19 protein-coding genes are annotated in these 22639 nt (G+C 58.9%); 16 read left to right on the forward strand and 3 right to left on the reverse strand.

The features are described from left to right. Positions 1-6 precede the first annotated feature (6 nt). Complete coding sequence (locus HS101_03935; protein ID MBE7505417.1) at positions 7-522, forward strand: NADH-quinone oxidoreductase subunit C; 516 nt, start codon at positions 7-9, stop codon at positions 520-522. Positions 523-543: 21 nt separating this feature from the next. On the opposite strand, the gene HS101_03940 is transcribed toward HS101_03935, so the two are convergent. Beyond that, the gene (locus HS101_03940; GenBank protein MBE7505418.1) at positions 544-1278 is read right to left on the reverse strand and encodes a TerC family protein; all 735 of its coding nucleotides are present in this window, start codon (positions 1276-1278) and stop codon (positions 544-546) included. 100 nt (positions 1279-1378) lie between these two features. On the opposite strand from HS101_03940, the gene HS101_03945 reads away from it, so the two are divergent. Both HS101_03945 and HS101_03950 read left to right on the forward strand, forming a co-directional pair. Further along, entirely contained in the window at positions 1379-2308 is a 930-nt protein-coding gene (locus HS101_03945; GenBank protein MBE7505419.1) for a hypothetical protein, read from the forward strand. 368 nt (positions 2309-2676) lie between these two features. After that, on the forward strand, positions 2677-4215 hold the full coding sequence (locus tag HS101_03950) for a hypothetical protein (protein MBE7505420.1): 1539 nt from the start codon (positions 2677-2679) through the stop codon (positions 4213-4215). Between the two features lie 262 nt (positions 4216-4477). Here the strand turns inward: HS101_03950 and HS101_03955 are convergent, their stop codons facing one another. Next, the gene (locus HS101_03955; GenBank protein MBE7505421.1) at positions 4478-5797 is read right to left on the reverse strand and encodes an IS1380 family transposase; all 1320 of its coding nucleotides are present in this window, start codon (positions 5795-5797) and stop codon (positions 4478-4480) included. 187 nt (positions 5798-5984) lie between these two features. Here HS101_03955 and HS101_03960 point away from each other — a divergent pair, with 187 nt between their 5' ends. From HS101_03960 to mgtE, 7 genes are all read left to right on the forward strand, one after another. After that, positions 5985-7025, forward strand: a complete 1041-nt coding sequence (locus tag HS101_03960; GenBank protein MBE7505422.1) for a hypothetical protein — start codon at positions 5985-5987, stop codon at positions 7023-7025. Between the two features lie 2167 nt (positions 7026-9192). Continuing rightward, positions 9193-10545, forward strand: coding sequence for a glycosyltransferase (locus HS101_03965; protein MBE7505423.1), 1353 nt, complete (start codon positions 9193-9195; stop codon positions 10543-10545). Between the two features lie 2 nt (positions 10546-10547). Continuing rightward, the gene (locus tag HS101_03970) at positions 10548-11756 is read left to right on the forward strand and encodes a polysaccharide deacetylase family protein (protein ID MBE7505424.1); all 1209 of its coding nucleotides are present in this window, start codon (positions 10548-10550) and stop codon (positions 11754-11756) included. Positions 11757-11785: 29 nt separating this feature from the next. Beyond that, positions 11786-12595: a methyltransferase domain-containing protein gene (locus HS101_03975; GenBank protein MBE7505425.1), complete on the forward strand. Its 810-nt coding sequence runs from the start codon at positions 11786-11788 to the stop codon at positions 12593-12595. A gap of 203 nt (positions 12596-12798) precedes the next feature. Beyond that, on the forward strand, positions 12799-14751 hold the full coding sequence (locus HS101_03980; GenBank protein MBE7505426.1) for a HEAT repeat domain-containing protein: 1953 nt from the start codon (positions 12799-12801) through the stop codon (positions 14749-14751). Next, positions 14748-15221, forward strand: coding sequence for a hypothetical protein (locus HS101_03985; protein ID MBE7505427.1), 474 nt, complete (start codon positions 14748-14750; stop codon positions 15219-15221). Before HS101_03980 ends, HS101_03985 begins: the two co-directional genes overlap by 4 nt. A 137-nt stretch (positions 15222-15358) precedes the next feature. Continuing rightward, a complete protein-coding gene (gene mgtE / locus HS101_03990) occupies positions 15359-16750 on the forward strand; it encodes a magnesium transporter (GenBank protein ID MBE7505428.1) in 1392 nt (463 codons plus the stop codon). Positions 16751-16838: 88 nt separating this feature from the next. Here the strand turns inward: mgtE and HS101_03995 are convergent, their stop codons facing one another. Then, entirely contained in the window at positions 16839-18050 is a 1212-nt protein-coding gene (locus HS101_03995) for a flippase-like domain-containing protein (GenBank protein MBE7505429.1), read from the reverse strand. A 162-nt stretch (positions 18051-18212) separates the two neighbouring features. Here HS101_03995 and HS101_04000 point away from each other — a divergent pair, with 162 nt between their 5' ends. The 6 genes from HS101_04000 (at position 18213) to HS101_04025 (ending at position 22639) form a co-directional block, all read left to right on the forward strand. Beyond that, positions 18213-18650 (forward strand): nucleoside deaminase, encoded by a 438-nt coding sequence (locus HS101_04000; GenBank protein MBE7505430.1) that lies wholly within the window; start codon positions 18213-18215, stop codon positions 18648-18650. 281 nt (positions 18651-18931) lie between these two features. Then, the gene (locus HS101_04005; GenBank protein ID MBE7505431.1) at positions 18932-19384 is read left to right on the forward strand and encodes a prepilin-type N-terminal cleavage/methylation domain-containing protein; all 453 of its coding nucleotides are present in this window, start codon (positions 18932-18934) and stop codon (positions 19382-19384) included. A 71-nt stretch (positions 19385-19455) separates the two neighbouring features. Beyond that, positions 19456-19899, forward strand: coding sequence for a prepilin-type N-terminal cleavage/methylation domain-containing protein (locus HS101_04010; protein MBE7505432.1), 444 nt, complete (start codon positions 19456-19458; stop codon positions 19897-19899). Between the two features lie 233 nt (positions 19900-20132). After that, on the forward strand, positions 20133-20663 hold the full coding sequence (locus HS101_04015) for a prepilin-type N-terminal cleavage/methylation domain-containing protein (protein ID MBE7505433.1): 531 nt from the start codon (positions 20133-20135) through the stop codon (positions 20661-20663). 61 nt (positions 20664-20724) lie between these two features. Continuing rightward, positions 20725-21393: a hypothetical protein gene (locus tag HS101_04020; GenBank protein MBE7505434.1), complete on the forward strand. Its 669-nt coding sequence runs from the start codon at positions 20725-20727 to the stop codon at positions 21391-21393. A 55-nt stretch (positions 21394-21448) separates the two neighbouring features. Next, positions 21449-22639: a hypothetical protein gene (locus tag HS101_04025; protein ID MBE7505435.1), complete on the forward strand. Its 1191-nt coding sequence runs from the start codon at positions 21449-21451 to the stop codon at positions 22637-22639.

Raw genomic sequence — 22639 nt, forward strand, 5'->3', positions numbered from 1 at the left:
GAAGAGATGCTCGCCGCGCTGCAATCGAAATTCCCCTCGATGTCCCTTGAACTGCGCCCCCTTGTGGTGAGGACGAACAAGCCGGCCGATCAATTCTATGTGCGTGTCGAACCGGGCGCGCTGCTCGAAGTGATGCGTTTCCTGCGGGACGATGAACGCACGAAGTTCGAGCAGCTCATTGACCTGACCTGCGTGGACTATCTGAACTTCCCCGACGCCGCCGATCGGTACGGCGTGGTGTATTCGCTGCTTTCACTGACACACAACCACCGGCTGTGGATCAAGTGCTTCGTGAACGATCCCAAGCCGACGGTGCCGAGCGTTACTTCCATCTGGAAAAGCGCGGATTGGATGGAACGCGAAGTTTTCGACATGTTCGGCGTGGTGTTTGAGGGGCATCCGGATCTTCGACGCATCCTGACCTGGGACGAGTTTGAAGCCTACCCGCTGCGTAAGGACTATCCGCTGCGCGGCAAGGGCGAGCGCGAAGACTACCCGGTCATACACCGCACCGACGCATGATGGACTGACGCCATTTTCGCTTCAGCGATCGATCGGCGCCGTCTGAGCCATCTGCACCTGTCTCACGCGTTGGTTCAAGAGCTCAACGACCAGCGAGAAAGCCATCGCAAAATAGATGTACCCCCTGGGGATGTGCTGCCCGCAGCCATCGGCGACGAGCATCACGCCGATCAGCAGCAGGAAGGAAAGGGCCAGAATCTTCACGGTGGGATGACGCTCAACGAATGCGGAAATCGGCCCAGCCGCGACGAGCATGATTCCCACGGAGATCACGACTGCGGCAATCATGATGGTGATATCGCGGGCCATGCCGACGGCGGTAATGACCGAGTCGAGGGAGAATACGACATCGATCATTATGATCTGGATGATGACCGCCTTGAATGAGTCCGAGACCTTGGCCATCGACTCTTTGCCCGAGGGCCCCTCCATCTTGTGATGGATTTCAAAGGTCGCCTTGCCGATCAGGAACAGCCCGCCAACCAGCATGATGAGGTCTCGGCCGCTGAAGGGATGGCCAATGACGCTGAAGAGTTCGGCGGTCAGCCTTGTTACCCAACTGATGCCGAACAGGAGCAGGATGCGCGTGATCATCGCGAGGAGGAGCCCGGTCCGCCGAGCCCTGGGCTGCAGGGGCGCATCGAGCTTGCCGGCGAGGATGGCGATAAAGATGATGTTGTCGATGCCGAGGACGATTTCGAGCCCGGTCAAAGTCAGTAGAGCAACTCCATTCTCTACTGTCAGTAATTCTGTCATCTTGATACCCTTTTTGCGGGTCTCGGTCGGCATCGGTCTGCCGAACCTGTAACCCGCTCGATCGCCGCCTCATCCAATTCCGCATCTATGAGGCGGACTTATGAATCAAAGATTCCTTAGTAATTACTATCGGATAATCGGCTCGGCCATTCTGCTCTCCGCGGGCGGCTGCGCCAAACCCATGCTCAGCCTGAGCGATGTCGTCGTTGTAAACGGCGGGCAGACGGCCATCGACGCGCTGTCCGAGCATAGCTCGCCGCTTGGTGATGTCGACCAATTGACCGGTGTGAATGTCGAGTTTTTTGCCGGGGATCAAACGCTGGGAACGGCCCGAACTGACCAAGGCGGTTGGGCTCGTTGGCGTTGTCATCTGCCCGACGGGGCGTCATCGGTGCGAGCAAGGGCCGTCGTCGACGGACAGACGGTCGAGGCCGAGGGCGGCGTGTTCGCGTGGGATCCGAAGCGCACCATCATCGTGTGCGACATCGACGAGACGGTGTCAGCGACGAGCTACACAGCCTTATTGGCCAAGGGGGAGGATGATCTTGGCTCGCAGCCGCTGCCGGGCGCGGTGAAGGCCATGACGGATTTGAGTAAACGGTTTAACTTGATCTATATCACGGGCCGACCGAGATTCCTGCTCAACAAGAGCCGACGCTGGCTGAAGACCAACGGCTTTCCCGCGGCCCCGGTGGTTACTGCGCCGACGCTTAAAGAGGCCATCCGGGTGCAGAAGTTCAAAGGCGGTCAGATTGCCGACTTGCAGTGCCTGTCCTCAAATCTGCTCATCGGGATCGGTAACGCCATGACCGACTCAGAGGCCTACGCCGCCAACGGACTGGTTACACTCATCATAGATGAGGGCGATTCCAACCGATTTCGTTCTCACGCGATTGTCGTACGCGACTGGGAGATGATCGGCCGATTTTTCGAGGCTAACCGCGAGGTGCTTGAGGATCCGGCGAGACTGTCATCGCTCATCCAACGTGAAGGAATGCTCTATCGTCCGGTCCGGCGATACATGCCCTGACACCTGCACGCATCGCCAAATTGCTGAGCCGATCCTGTCGCGCACGCCCCGGGGCGGGAGGTGTGCACTTCTCTAAGGCTTGATGACCGGTTCTCATCATTTCCCAGTCGGACGCTCCGCGATAGACTGGGCGCGGAAGTCTTACGGAAAGAAATTCTCAGATTTTCGTGAGAAGCGCCGGGACTGTCATCGAATAATTATTGACCTGAATGTTTGGGTTGCCTTGTCGGTCTTACTGGAGCTCTTATATGGGAATTGGCAGATCGTGTGCCTGCGGTCGTGGACTGATTGGCGTGGTTTTCCGATGCGCCCTTGTTGCCGGAGTTTCGCTGAATCTTGCTTCGATTTCGAGACTGCGGGCGGACTCAGTGAATTCGCCCAACATCACCATGAACGCAGACACCAACCGGGCTTCTGCCACCGGCGCGGGAGCGGGCAACGTCTCGGTGGTCATCAATACGATTACCGTGGCCGAGACCATCGTGACTGAGTATTCATCCGGAGCGGGAAAGGGGATTACCCTCACGGTTCGTCCGGGCTTTCAGTTCGACCCCGCCTCCAATTTGACGGCCCAAAGCAGCACGATTGGAATCAACGGCGGCGGAAACAATGTCGTCGCCACCGTCACGCCGGCCGGCACGGCCAATGAAGTGATCACGTTTAATTTCACGAGTGGGACCAGCGGCGGACAGGACATCATTCGCATCAATGGCATCCGGATCAGGATTCTCAGCGCGGCCGGTGCAGCAGGGCCTGCGCAAACCACGATAAATATCACCACTACCGCTGCAGGCGGCGCCTTTACCAATCAGGGAATCGTTGCAGCGACGATCAACAAGGGCTCACCTGATCATCTGCTCTTTTCAACACAGCCGGGCAACACGCAAGCGGGCGTCGATACCCTTCCGTCAGTCGCCATCGTGGACTTCGGCAACAATATCGTGACGAACGATCCGCGCACGATCACAATGGCGATCCAGAATAATCCTGGAGCCGCCACGCTTTCCGGGGCTACGCAGCGATCGACCGTTAACGGCATCGCGGCATGGGTTGCGGCTGACGATCTTCAGATTACAACCGCCTCAACGGGGTACACAATCAGGGCGACACACAGTGGCGAATCGTTCAACGCCAGCGACATGGTGGACAGCGCCGCATTTGACATCACCGCGGGCAATCCAGGCGGACTCACGATCACACGGCAGCCCGTCACGACCGCGGCGGGTGACGATATCCTGATTGATGTGACGGCGGTGGACGAATTCGGCAATGCACTGACCGGGACGCCGCTCAACGTCACGCTGGATTCCGCGGTAAATCCAGGTGGCTGGCCGCTTCTTTCGACGACGGGCCTGACCAAGCCAACTGTCAACGGTGTGGCATCCTGGAGCGCGGCGGACGATTTGCGAATAAATGTCAAGACGACAGGCTACGTGCTGGCGGCATCGGGCCTGGGGGCCCCGGTATTATCCGATTCATTCGACATAACGCCGAATACCCCTCGTCTGCTCAGGTTTGTCCAGCAACCCACCAACACGACTCAAAACGCTGCGATGAATCCACCCGTAACCGTGGAAATCATCGACCTGTTCGGCAATCGAACAACCAGCAACGCCGGTGTGCTGCTGACATTGCAGACGGCGCCGTGCGGCGGAAATCTGGCCGGTGCGGTCGCCAATGCCACCGACGGCCTGGCAACCTTTGCGGCGCTTACGCTCGACCGGGCATGCGACGGCGATGTATTGAATGCGTCATCCGGCAGCCTGGTCACTGAGGATTCTCAGCCGTTCAATGTGACAGGCGGGACCTGTGGAACCTGCGGCCAGGGCGTGGCGGTCTCTGTCGTTCCTCTGCCGGCTATTTGGATCGTCGCGCGCAATCGCCTCAAGCGATCTCGGCGGCGTTAGAAAAGTCGCCTGTTATTCTAAAGCGGCTCCTGGATGATTGGACGATGCTCCGCGAGCGATGCTTTTCGGCCCGCTTCCTTACGGGCGCGGCTCTGATCGTTCGCTAACGCGGCAACCGCCATAACCCGCATATTTCATCAGTGATCTTCGAATGGTGATGGACGGAGTTTTTCGGCTTTGTGCGTGAGCGGAGGGACGAAGGTGGAGGTTGGAGCGCGCAGGGCCCCCTTACCCCCAAGCGGTGATCAGGTTGTTTTTCGGGTCATGATGGGGCGGGCGGGATCAGGCGGAGTCGTGGAACCAGGGATCGCCACAGGTCCTGCAGGGGGCAGCTGCTCGACAGTCGCAGTACGACGCGGCGCACGGAGACGACCACCCGCGCGGCGACCTTGAAGAGTTTCAGGCGAATGGTGTTCACCTGGGCCTCGGCCAGTTCGGTGCCGGCCAGGGCCGTGCGGCGCAGCGTTTCCACCAGGACGTAGGCCGCCGAGGACAACAGCAGCCGGAACTGATTGGCCAGGAAGGCGTGGCAACTGGTGCGATCGGCGAAGAGCCCGAGCTGCTGCTCCTTGATGCGGTTCTCCATGTCGCCGCGGGCCGTGTACAGACCGTCGTAGATATCGTTCGGCGTGCGGTCGGTCAGGTTGGTCACCACGAATCGAACGTTGGGCCCCTGAACCAGCCGCTCGGCCTTGACGATCACGCGGCGCGGGCGATCCCAGGTCTGCGCCGCGTACTCGATCTCGTGGAAGTTCCGCACCTTCTGCTGCGTGGTGGCGAACTGGGCCTCGGCCGCCTGCATGAAGGACTCGGCCGCTTTCTCCAGGACGGTGTTGCGGGCCAGGCCCAGCACGTACTTGACGCCGTGCCGGTCGCACCATTTCATCATTCGCCGGCGGCAGAAGCCGGAATCCCCGCGGACGATGATCCGCACCCCGGGCCACGCCTGTCGCAAGCGCTGCACCAGCAGCTTCAGGATGGGCCAGGCGTGATGGGCCCCGTCGATGTTGCTGGGCCGCAGGTAGGAGACCAGCAGCCGCGAGCCGCAGAACACATACAGCGGTAGGAAGCAGTGGTGGTCGTAATAGCCGTGGAAGAAGCGGCCTTCCTGGTTGCCGTGGATCGGATCGTCGGTCGCGTCGAAGTCGAGGATCAATTCCTCCGGCGGCGATTCATAGGACGCGATGAACTGCTCCACCAGCACACGCGACATTCGTGCCAGGTCGCCGCGCGTGACGCGGTTCTCCAGCCGGCACAAGGTCGGACTGCTGGCCAGCGGCTCATCCGCGCTCGGCGGCCGCCCGGTCAGGACCGCCAGCACGGGATCGCTCCGCAGGGCTTGATGGTCGTTGAGATCTTCGTAGCCCATCGCAATGGCAAAGATGCGCTGGGCCAGCATGACCCGCTGGTCATGTTGAATTCGGGCCGGATCACGCGGGTCGTTGATGACCCCGGCCAGTTGATCGACCAGGCCCAGACGCCGCTCGACCTCCCGAAGCAGCAGACCCCCGGCGTCTGAGGTGAGCGTTCCGCCTGTGAAATCGGCCACGATTTTCTTGCGGCCGAGACTGGAAAAGAACATCGGTTTGCTGTTACAGTCTGTCACGAAAAAGCCTCCCTGCCTATGGACCGGAATGTTCTTACGAAACCCCAGTCTACAAGGCTTCGAGGCTTTTTCTATTCCTATTCAACGCCGACCTGATGAAATATTCGGGATAAGCGGGTCCGCACTGGCGAAAAGGCAGGTGGGCGGGTACGTTCTGGCCTTCATGGCCATATCACTTAAGGAAGCGTTCAAGGCGTTCGGCTTTACGCTTAGTCTGCCGGAGCGCCTGGTACGGTCCGCGGCTGTGGCGATTGGCGGAACGTCGAAGCTGCTCACCGACACGCTGATCCCCGAGCCTCTGCGAAAGACGACGGCTTACATCGCCATGGTCGGCAACAGCCAGCGATTCTTCATCGAAAAGATCGCCGAGGTGCAGGGCGCCTACGAGGTCTCACCGGATGGTGCGGGTTCTTTGCCGGAAAACTACATTCCACGGGCCATGGCGGGAAACGTCATCAATGCGGCCGGACTCTTCGCCGTTCACCTCTCGCCGTTGTGGGTCTTCGCGTTTGTGAGCGACATCGCCCACGGATCGAAGGCCTACCTCAATAAGCTCGTCGCCGAGTTGAAAGAGAACGGTGTTATCGACAAGGATGCACACATCAAGGAAGTGGACGAGCTTCTTGAGGCGCTCGGCAAGGCCGGCAAGGACACGGCGCAGGTGTTCGACCTGCCGCCGGTCGACGTCGCCTCGCTGGCGAAGTTGCGCGACGACCTGACGCGCGGATATTCCGGCGTCTTCAAGGAGGCCACCGACCTTCTGCCGCGCATCGATAATCTCTGGGCCAGGATGCAGTCGCTCGCCAGCCGGGACGGCGTGGCGATGGAGTCTGTCGTCGGGCTCATGACACTCGACCTGGAAGCCACCGCGGGCAAGGCGGTCGGCGCGGCCTTCGCGGTGGGCAACGCAACGGCGGATGTCCTCTCCGAGACGATCTTCCAGTCTTACGGCGAGACGATCTATCGCATTCAGGAGCGCGGCGCGGTGACGTGTCTTGAGGAGGCGGGCAAGCCGTTCTTCGACGCGATCACGGCGCACTTGTCTTCGAACAAGCAGAGTTGGACCGAATGGGCACTGGGGAAGATCATGAGCCCGTTCGTGGGCGATGAGGCCTCGGCACTTCCAACCTGTTCACCATCGCTTGCGACGCCCACGGAAGCGCCGAAGCCGAATGATCCTCCAGCAACCCCACCCATAAAGTGAGCGGAACACTTCGCTAATCTGAGGATCGACGCAGCTTTACATCATTTTCTACTATTCGATGGCTCGCGTAAGGTACAAATTGAAAATCGTCATTGACACAGCGGGGGGGGGATACAATACCTGCAAATTGTACGTTTGCTGTCGCTTGGAAGCGAGTACAATCGGGCAGTTCATTTTCTATTAGAGAGGACATCATGAAACGCTGTTTGTCGGGCCTAATTCTTTTACTATCAGTTAGTGCTGGTGGTATGGCGCAGCCCGTGTACGCTGAACCAGAATCGACGGTCCTGATCTATTTGGATCAAAGCCCAGGAGCAGTTCCTTGGGCACATCTCTGGCAATCAATCGCTGCAAGGGAGCAAAGAAGTGTGGTCTACGCCACAAACTCAGCCAGCTTCTCGCTTCGCTTAGCAGAAGGGACTTGGGCACGCGTCATAGTGTTGTCAAGGTATGTTTCGGGCGAACCGGCGTACGCCGGACCTCTTCGAGAGTACGCGCAGTTGCATCCTCAGGATGAGGTTCAGATTTTTACTTGGCACGACCACGGTGAAACAACAACTCCGGGAACCGCGGTTGTCGGCACAACTGCGATAACTGGGTGGCGAGGAAACTCAACGACTACACTTTACGCACTAACATCCAGTACACCGTTTCAAACGCCACGCCCTGCCACTGAATCTGGTCTAGTTCTTCCGACGTTTTCTGGCATTCAGGTTCGTTCGCTAGCAACTGTCGGTCCATACTCGGAGACAATGGATTCGGGAAATCTACGGGCCATCGGGATTCAAATAGAACCGTGTGAAGACAATTGTTTCAATACATGGGTTAGTAAGACGCTGGCGTGCTTAACAGAACGCACCACCCAAGAACAACACTGTAACGTCGCACATGGTCCTACCTCGCCCAATCCGGATCAACAGCGGTGGACGACATGCATGCAGGAGGCGGCTGAAGATTATTCGAATTGCATTGGCGCTGCATTCCACCAATATAAAAGATGTATTGATTTTTGCAAAGCCCTGACGGTGCCGGCGACTACGCAGCCCGCCCCGGATCCAGGCGGCTGATCCGACTTCGCTGACTTCAGAGAGTTGGCTTGCCATGATCCGATTAGTGCTGTTGATCTGTGCGTTTGCATTCTCTGATGTAGGTCCGGAGGAAGTCAAACTGACTCCGCCAAGGCTCTGATCCTCTGCGACGGTTCCGCTGGGTCGGTCGAGGATGCTGAAGTCTGGACGCAGGTGCTGGCGGCGGAAAATCCGCGCGTCGTAACTCTCTCCGGCGAAACGGACTTGAGAGCCTTCGATCTGCCCGACGGCGAGTGGCCGGTCGTGTTTCTGTTTGCTGAGCATCGCGGGGAAGGAACGGTTTGGCTCCAGGCGCTGCGGTCCTTTGCTCGAACGCATCCCACTTCCCGCGTTCATCTTTTCCTCTGGAAGGCGACCGGATACCTCGGTGAGGACAGGTCATCGGTCATTGCATCGACCATCATTGCAGCCTGGCGAAACGGAAAGAAAGGGAGGAAAAGATAGTGCCAAAAGGGTCAAGTCGAAAGAAAACCCCCTTAACTGACTGCAAGACCAAGTACGTGGTTAAGTATCGCGACCGGAGTCTACGCTGTGTCAAGGAAAACAAGGAGCGTCAACAAGACTGCATCGAACTCTACGCTCCACAGGGAAACGATCCCGGAGACTTCGATGCTCTCGGTCGATGTATCCAAGATGCAGTGGAGGACCTGACCAACAGCTTAGCCGCTGCCGGGAGAGATTCACGTCGAGGCATGGCACTTTGTGAGAAGCGCCATGGAGGCGCTCCCGCCCCAATCGATCCGAGCCCAAAATAACCTCACCCCTCGCAATTCTTCCCCAATCGTGAAGATTTCGCATTTTCGTTGACAGAACGAGGGTCGCTCCCCATACTTGCCGGGCTTCAGGCAGGCCCCGGCCGCTCTCGCTTTTCGCCGAAGTTCATGGCGGCGCCTGGGCGGGAAAGCACCGCGCGCCCGCGGCCCAAGACGCCCCGGTACTTTTCTACCTGAGAACCGCGAATCATTCGCGGCGCGTTGAGGTCTGCCCCGCTGCGAGGGCGGTGCGATGCGCGCTATGCTCCTCTCAAGAAAGACGGCCTGCGGCGAGTTCAACACGGCCGCTCGTCAAGCTGGAGAACGATGAACGTCTTCATGTTAGGTTGGGAGTTTCCGCCGTTTATCTCCGGCGGCCTGGGCACGGCCTGTTACGGTCTGACCAAGGCGATGTCGGAGCTCGGCCACCACGTCATTTTCGTTTTGCCACAGCCGATCGCCGGAACTTTCTCGACACATGTGACCCTGAAGACACCCTCAGTCGAATTGGCCGAGGCGGCCTATCGCGCCTACACGCTGCGCGAGTTCGACAATGTCGAGTTTCGCGCCATTCCGTCCACGCTTCAGCCCTATACGTCGCCGGAAACCCGCTTTGACGAGATTCACAACACCACTCAATCCATCACCTCACAGGACGTGGTGGCGGGCGGCGGGGCAAAATCGATCGCCAATACTCCGACTTCCATCCTTGGGATGCGCAGCAGCAGTGCCGCGGCCGGCCATTACGGCGGAGACATGTTCGCCGAGACACAGCGATTCGCCGAGATCGCCGTGATACTGGCGCGGACCGAGCAGTTCGACGTGGTTCATGCCCACGACTGGATGACCTACCCGGCGGGGATCGCGGTGGCCCGGGCGATGGGCAAGCCGCTCGTTGTGCACGTTCACTCGACCGAGTTCGATCGCAGCGGCGAACACGTCAACCAGCGGATATACGACATCGAGCGCGAAGGTGTCCACGTGGCCGACAAGGCGATTGCCGTCAGCCATTTCACGCGAAACCTTTTGCTCTCCCGATATGCGGCGCCGGCCGACCGCGTTGAAGTGGTCTATAACGCGATTGACAACAACGGCAGCGATTACGAATTGCCGCCGGCCATTGGCAATGAGGAGAAGCTCGTTCTCTTCCTCGGTCGCATCACCATGCAAAAAGGCCCTGAGTATTTTCTCGGGGCGGCCAAGAAGGTGCTGGAGTTCGAGAAAAATGTGCGCTTCGTCATGGCTGGAACCGGCGACATGACCAAGCGGATGATCGAGCTGGCCGCGGAACTGGGCATCGGGCACAAGGTGGTGTTCACGGGTTTTCTGCGCGGCAACGACGTTGCGCGCATCTTCAAAATGGCGGACCTATACGTTATGCCGTCGGTGAGCGAGCCGTTCGGCATCGCCCCATTGGAGGCGTTGTCGCACGACGTGCCGGTGTTGATTTCCAAGCAGTCCGGCGTCTCGGAAATCCTGAGCCACGTCTTAAAGGTGGACTTCTGGGATGTCGACGAGATGGCGAACAAGATCGTCGCCGTGTTGCGGCACCCGCCGCTGCAAGCTACTCTGCGAGAGCACGGCAACTTTGAGATCCAGAAACTCACCTGGCGTGACTCGGCCGAGGCCTGCGTGGGGGTTTATGGTCAGGCGATTGCCGCTCGGCGGAAGGCAAGGTAGCCATGGCTTCGGTTTGCTTTTATTTTCAGGTTCACCAGCCTTTCCGACTGCGTCGTTACTCGATTTTCGACGCCGATCATAATTATTTCGACGATTACAAGAACGCGGAAATCTGTCGCAAGGTGGCGACGAAATGCTACCTGCCCGCGAATCAGTGCATCCTCGACATGATTCGTGTCCATGAGGGGCGCTTTCGCTGTTCGTATTCGCTGACCGGCGTCGTGCTGGACCAATTCGAGGCGTACTGCCCGGAAGTCATCGAGAGCTTCAAACGCCTGGCCGATACGGGCTGCGTCGAGTTTCTGGCAGAGACGTATTACCACAGCCTCGCGTTCCTGTTTTCTCGCGCCGAGTTCGAGGAACAAGTCGCCTTGCAGCAGGAGCGGATCGGCCGGCTTTTTGGCCAGAAGAGCACCGTATTTCGTAACACCGAACTCATCTACAACAACGATGTCGCCGCCGCGGCCCACAAGTTGGGCTACAAGGCGATCATCGCGGAAGGCGCCGATCACCTGCTGGGATACCGCTCGCCGAATTTTGTCTATAAGGCTCCTTCCGCGCCGATCACGGTACTGCTGAAGAACTATCGCCTGTCCGACGACATAGCATTTCGCTTTGGCAACAGAAGCTGGGCCGAGTGGCCGCTGACGGCGGAGAAGTTCGCTAAATGGGTCAACCAGGTCAACGGCAATGGATACGCGGTCAACCTGTTCATGGATTACGAAACTTTCGGCGAGCATCAGTGGACCGAGACGGGCATATTTGAGTTCCTGTACCACATGCCCGGCGAGGTCATGAAGATCAGCGGGGACAACAATTTCATGAAGCCGTCGGAAATCGTGAGCGCGTATGAACCGTCCGGTGAGTACGACTGCCCTCATTTGATCAGTTGGGCCGATACCGAGCGCGACCTGTCGGCCTGGCTGGGCAACGCGATGCAGTCAAACGCCTTGCAGGAGGCGTTCGCGTTGGAGGGTGCGGTCAAGGCGAAGGGCGATGCGGAGTTGCTTTCGGATTGGCGCCGGCTGCTGACCTCCGACCACTTTTATTACATGTGTACCAAATACTTCGCCGACGGCGACGTTCACAAGTATTTCAATCCCTATGAGTCGCCGTACGACAGCTACATCAACTATATGAACGTTCTCGACAACGTCGCAGCCCGGTCCAGACAATCTCTCACGGCGCCGCTTAATCGGCCTGCCAGGTAGTCGACCCCGCAAACCCGAGGCCCTTCCTCATGTCGCATCAAACGATGGAGGCCCACTATCAGCCGAACTGGAACCTGACGCAGGCGCACGGGCTGCTGGGTTACAACTGCGGCTATGCAGAGTCATCGGGCTGCGCTTCTTTCGATCAGCATCAGCAGGCACTCGTCTGGCGGCTACTGGGTGACACGGTGATCGGTAGCGATTCAACCGTGCTGGACGTCGGATGTGGAATCGGCGGGCCGTCAACGTGGATCGCCCGACGGTTTTCACCAAAGCAAATTCTCAGCATCGAATACTGCTGGTCGAGCGTCTTGGCGGCCGGTCGAAGACCGAGCAATGATTCGGTGCGCCCCCGATTTCTCCAGGGAGACGCCCACAGTTTGCCGGTGGCGGACAAGACGATTGACGTCATCTTCAATCTCGAATCGGCGCTTCATTATTCTGACAAGCGGCGATTCATTGCGGAGTGCCATCGTGCATTGCGGCCGGGCGGCACACTGTGCCTCGGCGACATCACCACGACACACAAGCTGCTGTTCGCCCCCGTGTCGCTCTTGAACAGCTTGCCGAGCCAATTCAATTCCAACGTCACGCTCTGGTCGGCCGACGACTACCAAGCCGCCTTCGAAGGAGCCGGTCTCGAACTTCGGCACCATGAGGAAGCGTCTCAGGGCGTCGCGAGCTCACTTCGTGACGGGCTTTCCGAGGTGAGAAAACGCGGCTGGTCGGGTTCCCGCGGCTTTCGCGGACGGATCCTCTTTCTGGCTGCTTTGGAAAGATTGTTCCGTGCCGGCCTCCTTCGGTACGACCTCTTTCGCGTGACTCGAAAAGCCGCCTAGCAGCAAGTTGCGGCGTCCATGCCGCCTGCCCGTCGATCACACGACGACTTATCGGGGCATTGCCAAGTGGGCCGAATCCTACGATGAAAATCAATACCGGTCTTAATCCTTGCCGGGGCCGTGGGTCAATCGCATCTTAAGGAGGGTCCCTCTCGGGACCGATTTCCAAAGGGGGGTATGCCCCAGAACCAGGGCAAAAAGGCATGACTGCGCGCATCAAGCTCATCGACTTTTTTCGTAATGCGGATGACTCCGCCGCAGACGATGCGCTCCTCAAGGCCCTGGATCATGTTCCGCCCGACGCACACCTGTATCTCATAGATCTCATCCTGGATCGCGACTCACCCACGGGCCTGACGGGTATCGTGGAGCAATTCGATCAACTGGAATCCTCGGCGCGCTCGCGCATCGTGGCCGCTACATCGAAGCTCTTCTCCGCGCTTCGCACGAGTTTTCGAAGCTCGCGGAGCCAGACTCGGCTTAATGCATTGCAGATCATTCGCCGAAGTGAAAACCCCCGGCTTGCTTACCTGGCGGCGCTGGCCATCCACGACGGCGCCGTGCAGATTCGCGCGGAAGCCGCCGTCACACTTCGAGAGATGAGCCTAAGACACCTGTCGAATCTTGCGTCGACGACCGCCATTTTGCGCGATGCCGAGGACGACGGCGGCACACTGGCCGCGACCATCGTCGCAACCGTTCGCATGATCATTGAAGAGCAGCAGTTCCTCCTGAGCGCGATGGAGGATGCCCTGGCGAGCTTCGAAAGCCACCACCGGGCAGAAGTCCTTGAGGCGGCGATGCTGTTCGCCGCCCAAATCGAGGGCCAGCTCTTCACCAAGAACACAATCACGCGCGGCAAGCTGACGCAGGCAATGCTCGAAATCATCGGCGAAAACCTTTCAAAGCGATTCGTCCCGTTCCTTTACGTCTCATTGAAATACCCGGAACTTCGCAGGCAGATTTGCGAATTGCTCGCCGCCTGCAAGGATACGGATTTTTTCGCCGAGTTCATTCGGGAGCACTGGCTGACGCGCGATCCGGAAATCCGAAAGGGCATGCTCCAGATTCGTTCGCTTGAGTGGCTGGGAGACGGGTTTGAACCTTCCTTCACCTTGCCCGCCGATGTCGCTGCGGCCACGCCCAATTGGGTGCTGGCTTTGGGGATTCCGCTCGAACAGAAGGTCGCCGTGCTGCTCAACTTTCTGCTCATCGACAATACCGAGGCAAACAGGGCCGCGGTATGGGCCCTGTGCCAGCTCGATTCCGCAAGGGCGACGCTTGCGTTGCAGGGCGCGATCGACCACGAAGACACGGTGGTTCGAGAAATCGCCGCCCAGGAGATTCAGTTTCGAAAGGAACGAGAAGGCGCCGTCCGGCAGCAGGTCATGGGAAATCGCCCGACCGAGTGGTCCTCCCTGCTGGAGTCGGCGGGTATTAGCGAAGAGTTTGACGACCTGTGGCGCAATTTCGAAAAGGTCTCGCCGTCGATGGCCCGCGCAGCCGGAAAAAGGGCCCTCGACTACGTGCCAGGCCTGTCCGTGCAACTGCAGAATAAGCTCACGGGGAATCAGGCGATCGACCGGATTCGGGCTCTTCGACTTATTCTGGCGCTGGAGTTGGCGGAGCACTTTAAGCGCGAGATATTCAGCATTACCAACGACCCGACCCCGGAAGTGCGCGCGACCGCGATCCGGGCCCTGGGCAGAATTGGAGACCTGACGAGTCATCGCATCCTGGAGCGAGCTCTGGCCCAGGACACGCCGCTTGTTCAGACTCAAGCCCTCGAAGCCCTTGAACAGATGGGCGGCATCAAGGAAACCAGCCTTTTCATTCCGCTGCTGAAGAGCCCCGACGCCAATGTCCGCGCCGCGGCAGTGCGCATTCTACTGAAGATGCGGGTTCCCGAGGCCGCCTCCTCGCTGGTTGCGATGATGCAAGACGCACGCATCGAGCATCGCTGTATGGCCCTATGGGTCGTCGACCAGTATCGGCTGGCCGCGATTGCGCCCCGCTTGCGCGATATGGTCAAGAATGATCCCGATCCCAGAATCGCACGAACCGCCCAGCAAGTCCTCAGGCGGATCGAACGAGGAAACGTCGAAGTCTCATCGGCCTCGGGCATCCATTCGCAGGCAAGAGGGGTCGAATCATGATGCTTAACATTCTCCTGGCACAAAACCCTACGGCCGAGAGGTTCAAGAGCATTCGCGGCGGCTTCAATTCCCGCGAGACTATTGGGGCCGATCTGAGCTTCTTCCTTTGGCTCATGGTCTTGGCGGCGGCATTCATCGCATTCCTATTTATCGTCGCTCGGCAGCGGCAAAAGCGAGGCCTGAATCTCAGCACCGCCCATCCCAGCCGATTCTTCGGGCGGGCAATTCGACATCTCGGAGTTGGCTTCGTGGATCAAAAGGTCATCGAGTATCTGGCCCGACGGGCAGGCATCGTTCATCCGGCGGCCATGCTGATTCACCATGATGTGTTCAAGGCGTACGCCGGTCGAATTTCTGGATCCATTCATATGCAACCGCTGCGGAGGTATGCGAACGGTCGCCTGGCAATGATTCATGCCCGCCTGTTCGAAGAAGATTCCGGCGCACAGAGTTCCGACAGCCAGCCATAACCTCTCTCGATTTTTTTGAAATTCTTCGTTCTTACTGCTCTCGCCACGGCCCCATTCGGGGATACAATTCGACCGATGCCCGGGGACGGCGCGGCCCGGTCCCACTTATGATGCCCTTTTCTTGTCACGGGTGATGCGTGCTCGGAGAATTGCTGCTTCCTGAGCTTGAAGAACTGATCGACGCGCGAAATTTCGGCGCGCTGCGCGAGGCTTTGTCTGAGCTGCCGGCCGCCGAGGTAGCGGACGTATTTTCCGACCTTCCACCAGAGCGCGTAGCGATCATCTTCCGGATTCTTCCGCGTGAGAAGGCGACGGACGTTTTTGAGTATCTCCCTGTCGAATTGCAGGAACAAGTGCTCCGTGCCCTCGGGCAAGAGCAAGTCGCCGGCGTCCTGAATGAAATGGACCCCGACGACCGCACGGCCCTCCTTGAGGAAATGCCGAGCGAAGCTGCGCAGCGGCTGATCGGCCTGCTCTCCCCCGAGGAGCGACGAATCGCGGTCAGGCTTCTCGGCTATCCGGAAGAGTCCATCGGCCGGCGGATGACGCCGGACTACGTGTCGATTCGCAAGGATTGGACCATCTCTCACGTATTCTCGCACCTCCGCCAGGTCGGCGGAAACAAGGAGACGTTGAACATCGTTTTTGTCACCGATGAGAAGGGCCATCTGATCGACGACCTGCGACTGAAGGACATTGTTCTGGCCGATCCAAACGATACCGTCGCCGACATCATGGACGGTCACTATGCCTTCCTCAATGCCCACGACGACCAGGAAGAGGCCGTTCGCGCGTTTAAGAAATATGACCGCACTGCCCTGCCGGTCGTGGATTCAAGCAACGTGCTGGTCGGCATCGTCACGGTGGACGACGTCCTGGACGTGGCTGAAAAAGAGGAAACCGAGGACGTGCATAAAATGGCGGCCGTCCGGGTTTTAGACGAGCCGTACCTCGAAGCGACCGCGATGACGATGGTGCGCAAGCGTGCGCCCTGGCTTTTTCTGCTGTTCTGCGGAGAAATGCTGACGGTCACGGCGATGCAGAGATTTGAATCGACCCTGCAGAGGGTCGTCATCCTGGCGGCGTTCATTCCTCTTATCATCAGCACCGGCGGAAACTCTGGATCGCAGGCCGCTACTCTGGTCATCCGCGCCCTGGCAATTAGCGAGCTATCGCTTTCCGACTGGTGGCGGGTCATGCGGCGGGAGCTGATTTCGGGGCTGATGTTCGGCTCCATCCTCGGCGTATCCGCCTTTGTGGTCGCCTACATCTATGGTACCTACCAGGCGTCACATGGCGCCATGAACAAAGTACATGTCAGCGCCGTGGCCTTCGTCGTCGGAACGGCCCTCGTCGGGGTCGTCATGTTCGGTACCCTGACAGGCTCCATGTTGCCGCTGATTCTCAAACGACTCGGGTTCGATCCGGCCGTTTCATCGACACCTTTCGTCGCTACGCTGGTGGACGTAACCGGAATTCTCATTTACTTCACGACCGCCGTGATCTTGTTGCGTGGAACCATGCTCTAAGGCTGTTTCGAGTTCTTGCACGACGCCAGAGGACGTGTGCTCACCTGGTCGGCAACGGCCGGCAGGACTCACCCGTTTGCGAGTCGATCTATATCGCTGCCTCGGCGGAAATCGACGAATCGGGCGCATCAACATCTTCCCGCGGCCTGGCGAAGCCCAGCCAGGGCACGACCACGCCCGGCAGCGACCAGATGATTTGCACCAGCCGAAGTCCCAGCGTCAGCGCCAGCATTTGCGAAGACGTGGACCAGCCCCCCTCGACCAGCACCTTGAAGAAGACCGCCTCCATCAATCCGAAGCCCTGGATGCTGATTGGAATCGCGGCCAGCAGAAATCCCACGACCGATGCCAGCAGGATGGCCCAATACAGGTTTATATCCGCGTGGTAGGCGGACGTGTGAATCCCCAGGGCCAGCGCCGTGAAGTAAATCGAGGTGATAATGAGAAAGTGGCTCACGATCGTACTGACAAGCGAAGAAGTCGCCTGCTTCGGGTGGTACCGAAATCGAAATGCCGTCTCATCCACGCGCTTGAGCTTGTCCGCCAGCGGCAGGCGCTTGAGCAGCGACTCGTATCCGATAAGCCGCCGCATCCGACGTGAAAAGAACAGGCCGCTCAAGACGAAGAACCCAACCGTCAAATACCCGACCCATCGTCCGTAGAATCCGATCATGTCGGTCCGCCAGAACGCCAGGATCGTGATCGCCGCGATCAGCAGGAAACTGACCAACCCCATCACCCGGTCAAGGATGATGACCGTGATGCCCTCGGTCCGCCGATCCGTCATCCGCGCAACGTGGTACGCTTTGTAAAGGTCTCCGCCCGTCGTGCCCGGCATCGAAAAGTTGAAGAAGTTGCCGGCCAGTGTAAGCAGCAATGAGTTTCTGAAGCTGACCTTGATATCCTGCATGGCCAGCAGACATTGAAGCCGCCAAGCCAGGATAAAGACCACCGGGCCATAGGCGATAAACGCCCACGAGGCCCATCGCCAGTCGGCGTGAGTTGCGATGGACTTCAGGCCATATTCGATTGGCCGCTGCCCCTTCCTAAGCTGGTCCGGTGAGGCCAGCTCACCTCGCGAAATCGAGCGCGTCGTGTTTTGCCCGGGATCGAACACCCGTAGCGTCTCGCCCTCCTCGGCCAATAACCGAAGCCGATGCGAAGGGTTTTCGCTGAGACGAACCGAGTCGTTTAGTGCGACCTTGTCGCTCAAGTATGCCAGCGCACCGCCGCAAACCGCGAGCTTTAAGATCAGCGAGAGGAGTCTTCGCAGGCGGTTTGGTTTGTAGGTTGATTCCATAGCTCAACGGGCCGCTAGCCTAGCACAGATATCCGGCGCGGTCGAAAGCGCGCCCGGCAAGAGTCCTGGAAATCCCCGCTACTGCTTTTTTTTGCCGCCGCGGTAAAATTCGGCTCGCTTTGCTCTGGATACGATGAGGCGCATCACACCGGAGGATCGGCCATGGATGAGTTTCTGAAGGCGGCCATTGACGAAGCCCGCAAAGGGCTCGACGAAGGCGGAATACCGATTGGTTCCGTACTGGTCCTCGACGGCAAGATCATCGGCCGAGGCCATAATCGTCGCGTCCAGAGGGGCAGCGCCATTCTCCATGCCGAAATGGACGCCCTGGAAAACGCCGGACGACGCACCGCCCGAGATTATCAACGTGCCGTTCTTTATTCCACCCTCTCGCCCTGCGACATGTGCAGCGGAACGGCCCTGCTCTACAAGATTCCGAAGATCGTCATCGGTGAGAATCAGACCTTCCGGGGCCCTGAGGACTACGTGCGATCCCGAGGCGTCACCCTGGAAATCGTGCACAACGAAGAATGCGTAAAACTGATGAACGACTTCATTGCCGCGCACCCCGACTTGTGGAACGAAGACATCGGAACCTGAGGGCCATCATCGCACGGCTTTCCTTACTGACGGCTTGTGCCTCAGGTTATCGCCACGTCCAGAGAATTATCGCCCCCATATTGCGCCTCTTGCCTGCCAGGAACTCGTTTACACCGACTCTGTGCCTAAAGAAGCCCCCCCGGTCATCCGATAGGGCATGTGCCATTTCTCGCGGATCGCCTCTAGGTCGGCACGCGCGATAATGGCCATTCGTCTCTCGGCCGCCGCGACGAGTCAAAATGAACTCGCGTCTGCCAAGACGACCATCCAGGGGATGCATTATGAAAGTCATGCGAACAGGGCGAGCATTTACACTCGTCGAACTCCTCATCGTGGTCATCATCCTTGGCATCCTTGCCGCCGTCGTGATCCCCCAGTTCAACGACACCACGACGGAAGCTCGGGTGAATTCTTTGATGACCAATCTGGCAACCATTCGCGGCCAGATCGACCTTTATAAACTGCAGCACAACGGCAACTATCCCGGTCAGGCGACCTTCAGCAGCCAGATGACCCAGAAGACCGATGCATCCGGAACCGTCAGCCCTACCGGCAAATACGGTCCTTACCTTCAGAGAATTCCGACCAATCCGTTTACCGTCGGCGGCACCGGCAACGACGTTACGAACACGGCTGCGGCCGCTTCCAAGGCGTGGTTCTATGAGGCCACGACCGGCGAGTTCAAGGCCAATGACGGCGGTACGACCAATGGTATCGCGCACGATGCACTGTAATTGAGCAGAGGGGGCAACGGCGCCCTTAGAGTGAATTTCGACCACCCATTTTTATTGACAAGGGGACAACGATGAAGGCCAAACGCGGGTTTACGCTGGTTGAACTTTTGATCGTCGTGATCATTCTCGGCATTCTTGCCGCCGTAGTCATTCCGCAGTTTACGGACGCGAGCACCGACGCCCGATCGAGCTCGCTCACCTTTAACCTGCGCGAGGTGCGAAAGCAGATCGACCTTTATAAGCACCAGCACAACGGCAACCCGCCGCCGCTTGCGGACTTCGTTAACCAGATGACAAAGAAGACCGATGCCGCCGGCACCGTCAGCCCCACCGGCAAGTTCGGCCCTTACCTCCAGCGAATCCCGACCAATCCGTTCACCGTCGGCGGCACCGGCAATGATGTCACCAACACCGCCGCCGCGGCCGCGAAGGCTTGGTACTATGATGACACCACCGTAACCTTCAAGGCGAACGATGGCGGCACGACCAACGGCGTCGCCCACGATACGCTCTAAGCGAGTCGACTCGTGGCTTGGCCGCGCGAGCCTCGCCCGTCGGCAAGCGCGCCGAGCGACTGATAACACCAAGCTACGGGACCGGAGCGTTCGGCGACACCGCCGAACGTTTCCGGTCCCTTCGGTTTTGATTTGGCAGTGTTTGCGTCCGATACCGGCGGGCAATCTTGCGATGGCGGTTGATTGAATCGTATGGTTCTAGCACCCAGCCCGAATCGTCAAGGAGGCAGGTGATGTCCGAATCAAACACGAATGGGTTTCTTTGCCGCGCTCGATGCTCGGCCGGCGGTTTTACACTCGCCGAGGCCCTGTTGGCCGCCACCGTTCTGGCCATCGTTGCCGCTTCAGCCACGCTGCCGTTCAGCGCAGGCGTTCAGCAGGTCAATGAGGCCGGAAAGCTCGATGAGGCCGCCGCGCTGGGCGAGGCCATGATGGAGGAAATCCTCGCACGTCCGTTCTTCGACCCGGCGGACCGAACTGCGTCACCGGGACCGGAGGGCGGACTCACGCGCGCCACTTATGATAACGTCGACGACTTCCACGGCTACAGCGAGTCCGCCGGGAATCTCAAGGACTTCAAGAATCAGAACAAGACCGCGGGAACGAGCAGCAGCCTGTGGCGAAGCGCCACCGTCGAGTACATCACTTTTCCCGGCCAGCAGGCGAACGATACCAACAGCTTTGTCCGCGTGACCGTGAACGTTTATGACGGCGCGACCGCGAAGGTGGCCCGATTCGTCCGCATCGTCGCGAGGGAGGATTGACATGCGTCGCCGACACGCGATTTCAATTTGTGCCTCGAACAAATGTCGATCCCCCCGCCGCTTGCCGGCTTTCACGCTTGTCGAGCTTCTGCTCGCCGCCGTGACCGCCGCCATGGTGACGGGCGCTGCGGCGGCGCTGACGTCGGCCGTTGCCAACGCGGCGAGCCAGACGCGCGACATCCGCAAGACGAAGACGGCCGGCTACTATGCGCTCAATCGCATCGGCCAGGCCATCCGCGAGGCACGCTGCATCGGTCAGGTCACGGTCAGCGCCGTCTCCTTGTGGGTCGAAGACTACAACGGCGACGAAGATGTCAATCTCTACGAGACCGGTGTCATTCGTTACGATGCCGCCAAGAAGCAGATTATTTACGAGTATCCCGAGTCTTCCGGCGCCATGCCGGGGACGACGGTGACGACCACCAATTTCAAGAACTCGGCGACCCTGCTTTCCCTTTACCCATCGTCCGATCTGAAGTCGATCGTATGGGCCGAAGGGGTGGAGAGCTTTGGCTTCGTTGGGTACCCCGACTACACCGATACGAAGGTGGTCGAGGCGAATTTCGTTCTGGGCACGGACGGCGACGCGGTTGGATTCACCACCTGTGCGAGCCCGCGGGCATCCGCCGATTACCTTTTCGTGCCCGCAGCCAACGGTCCGCCGTTGCCGGGCTCGAACAAGAAGCAACGAAAAAAGGTCTCCAAGTGGACGGGCGTGGCAACCAGCTAAGCCGCCCATGCGAGTGACGCCGCGGTGAAGACACATTGATTCAAAAGGCTCCATGATGCATCGACGCAAAGGCTACATCCTCCTTGCCGTGCTCGGCATCGCGGTCATTGTGACGGCGCTGGGTCTCTCATTTGTCGAGAGCCACTCCACCGCCATGCCCGAGTCGGTCAATCGATACGGCGCGATGCGGGCGCTGTACCTGGCTGAGTCCGGCGTCGCCATCGGCACTCACTTCCTCATGTATCCGCCGACGACCGTGGCCTACGGCTCCTACTACACTGGCGCGAGCAACGTCGCTGTCGACGCGACCAGCGATTACACGAACATTTCGGTCCTTCGATCGGACGCCTGGACGCCTGCGAAGACCGATCTGAACCTTTATCGCATCACGGCGACGGGCGTCGCTCTCGACCCTGACGGAAGCGTTCGCGGCAAGCGGCAGGTCACGGCCGAGGTAATCGTGCCCGAAGCCAACAAGTGGGTGGTTCCGTATGCGCTATTCGATACGACGTCGTCAACGATTCCGCTTGGAGTGAGTATCTTCGGCGATTTTCACGCCAATGGAGACATCACCGGTAATTTGTTCTCCTTTTGCAATGGAACGATATCCGCCACCGGCGACATCGATTGGCGCGGTATCCGAACCAAGCCGCTGCCCCCGTCATCCGAACCTTATGTCGGTCCGACTGCGGCGACGAACAAGTACGAGTCATACACGATCCGCGGACAGACCTACACCGCACTTGTGATCACTGACAACAATATTTCATCCGCCGACGCGGCCGCCCTCAATGCCACCACGCTGACTGCCGCCAACCCCGGACGCATCATGGTGTACAAAGGCGGCAATTTAATAATCAACTCGAACGCAAACCTACTCGGAACGCTTGTCGTCACCGCGGGAAATCTGGAGTTTGAAAACGGAGGTCCCATTCAGATTACAGCCGTTGAGGGGTTCCCTGCAGCCGTGGTCGCGGGCGCCACAAACTTCGTCATGGTGCGTTCACACGACACTGATGTGACGATCAACGGTTCGATCATCAGCGCCGGCGGATGGGACATAAAGAACAAGAAAAATTCAACGATCAGGGTAGTCGGTTCAGTTATCAAGTCGAAACCGATCACGGGACTTGGCTCCGGTACGTCCGTACGCTTCACCTGGGATTCAACTCGATCATGGTTCTGGGATGTTGAGAACGCTCCGCCTTCCCAGCCCTATACGCTGCTGAACTGGAAAGAGGATTAA

The organism is Planctomycetia bacterium, from assembly GCA_015075745.1.
In the GTDB taxonomy this organism is placed as follows: domain Bacteria; phylum Planctomycetota; class Phycisphaerae; order UBA1845; family UTPLA1; genus UTPLA1.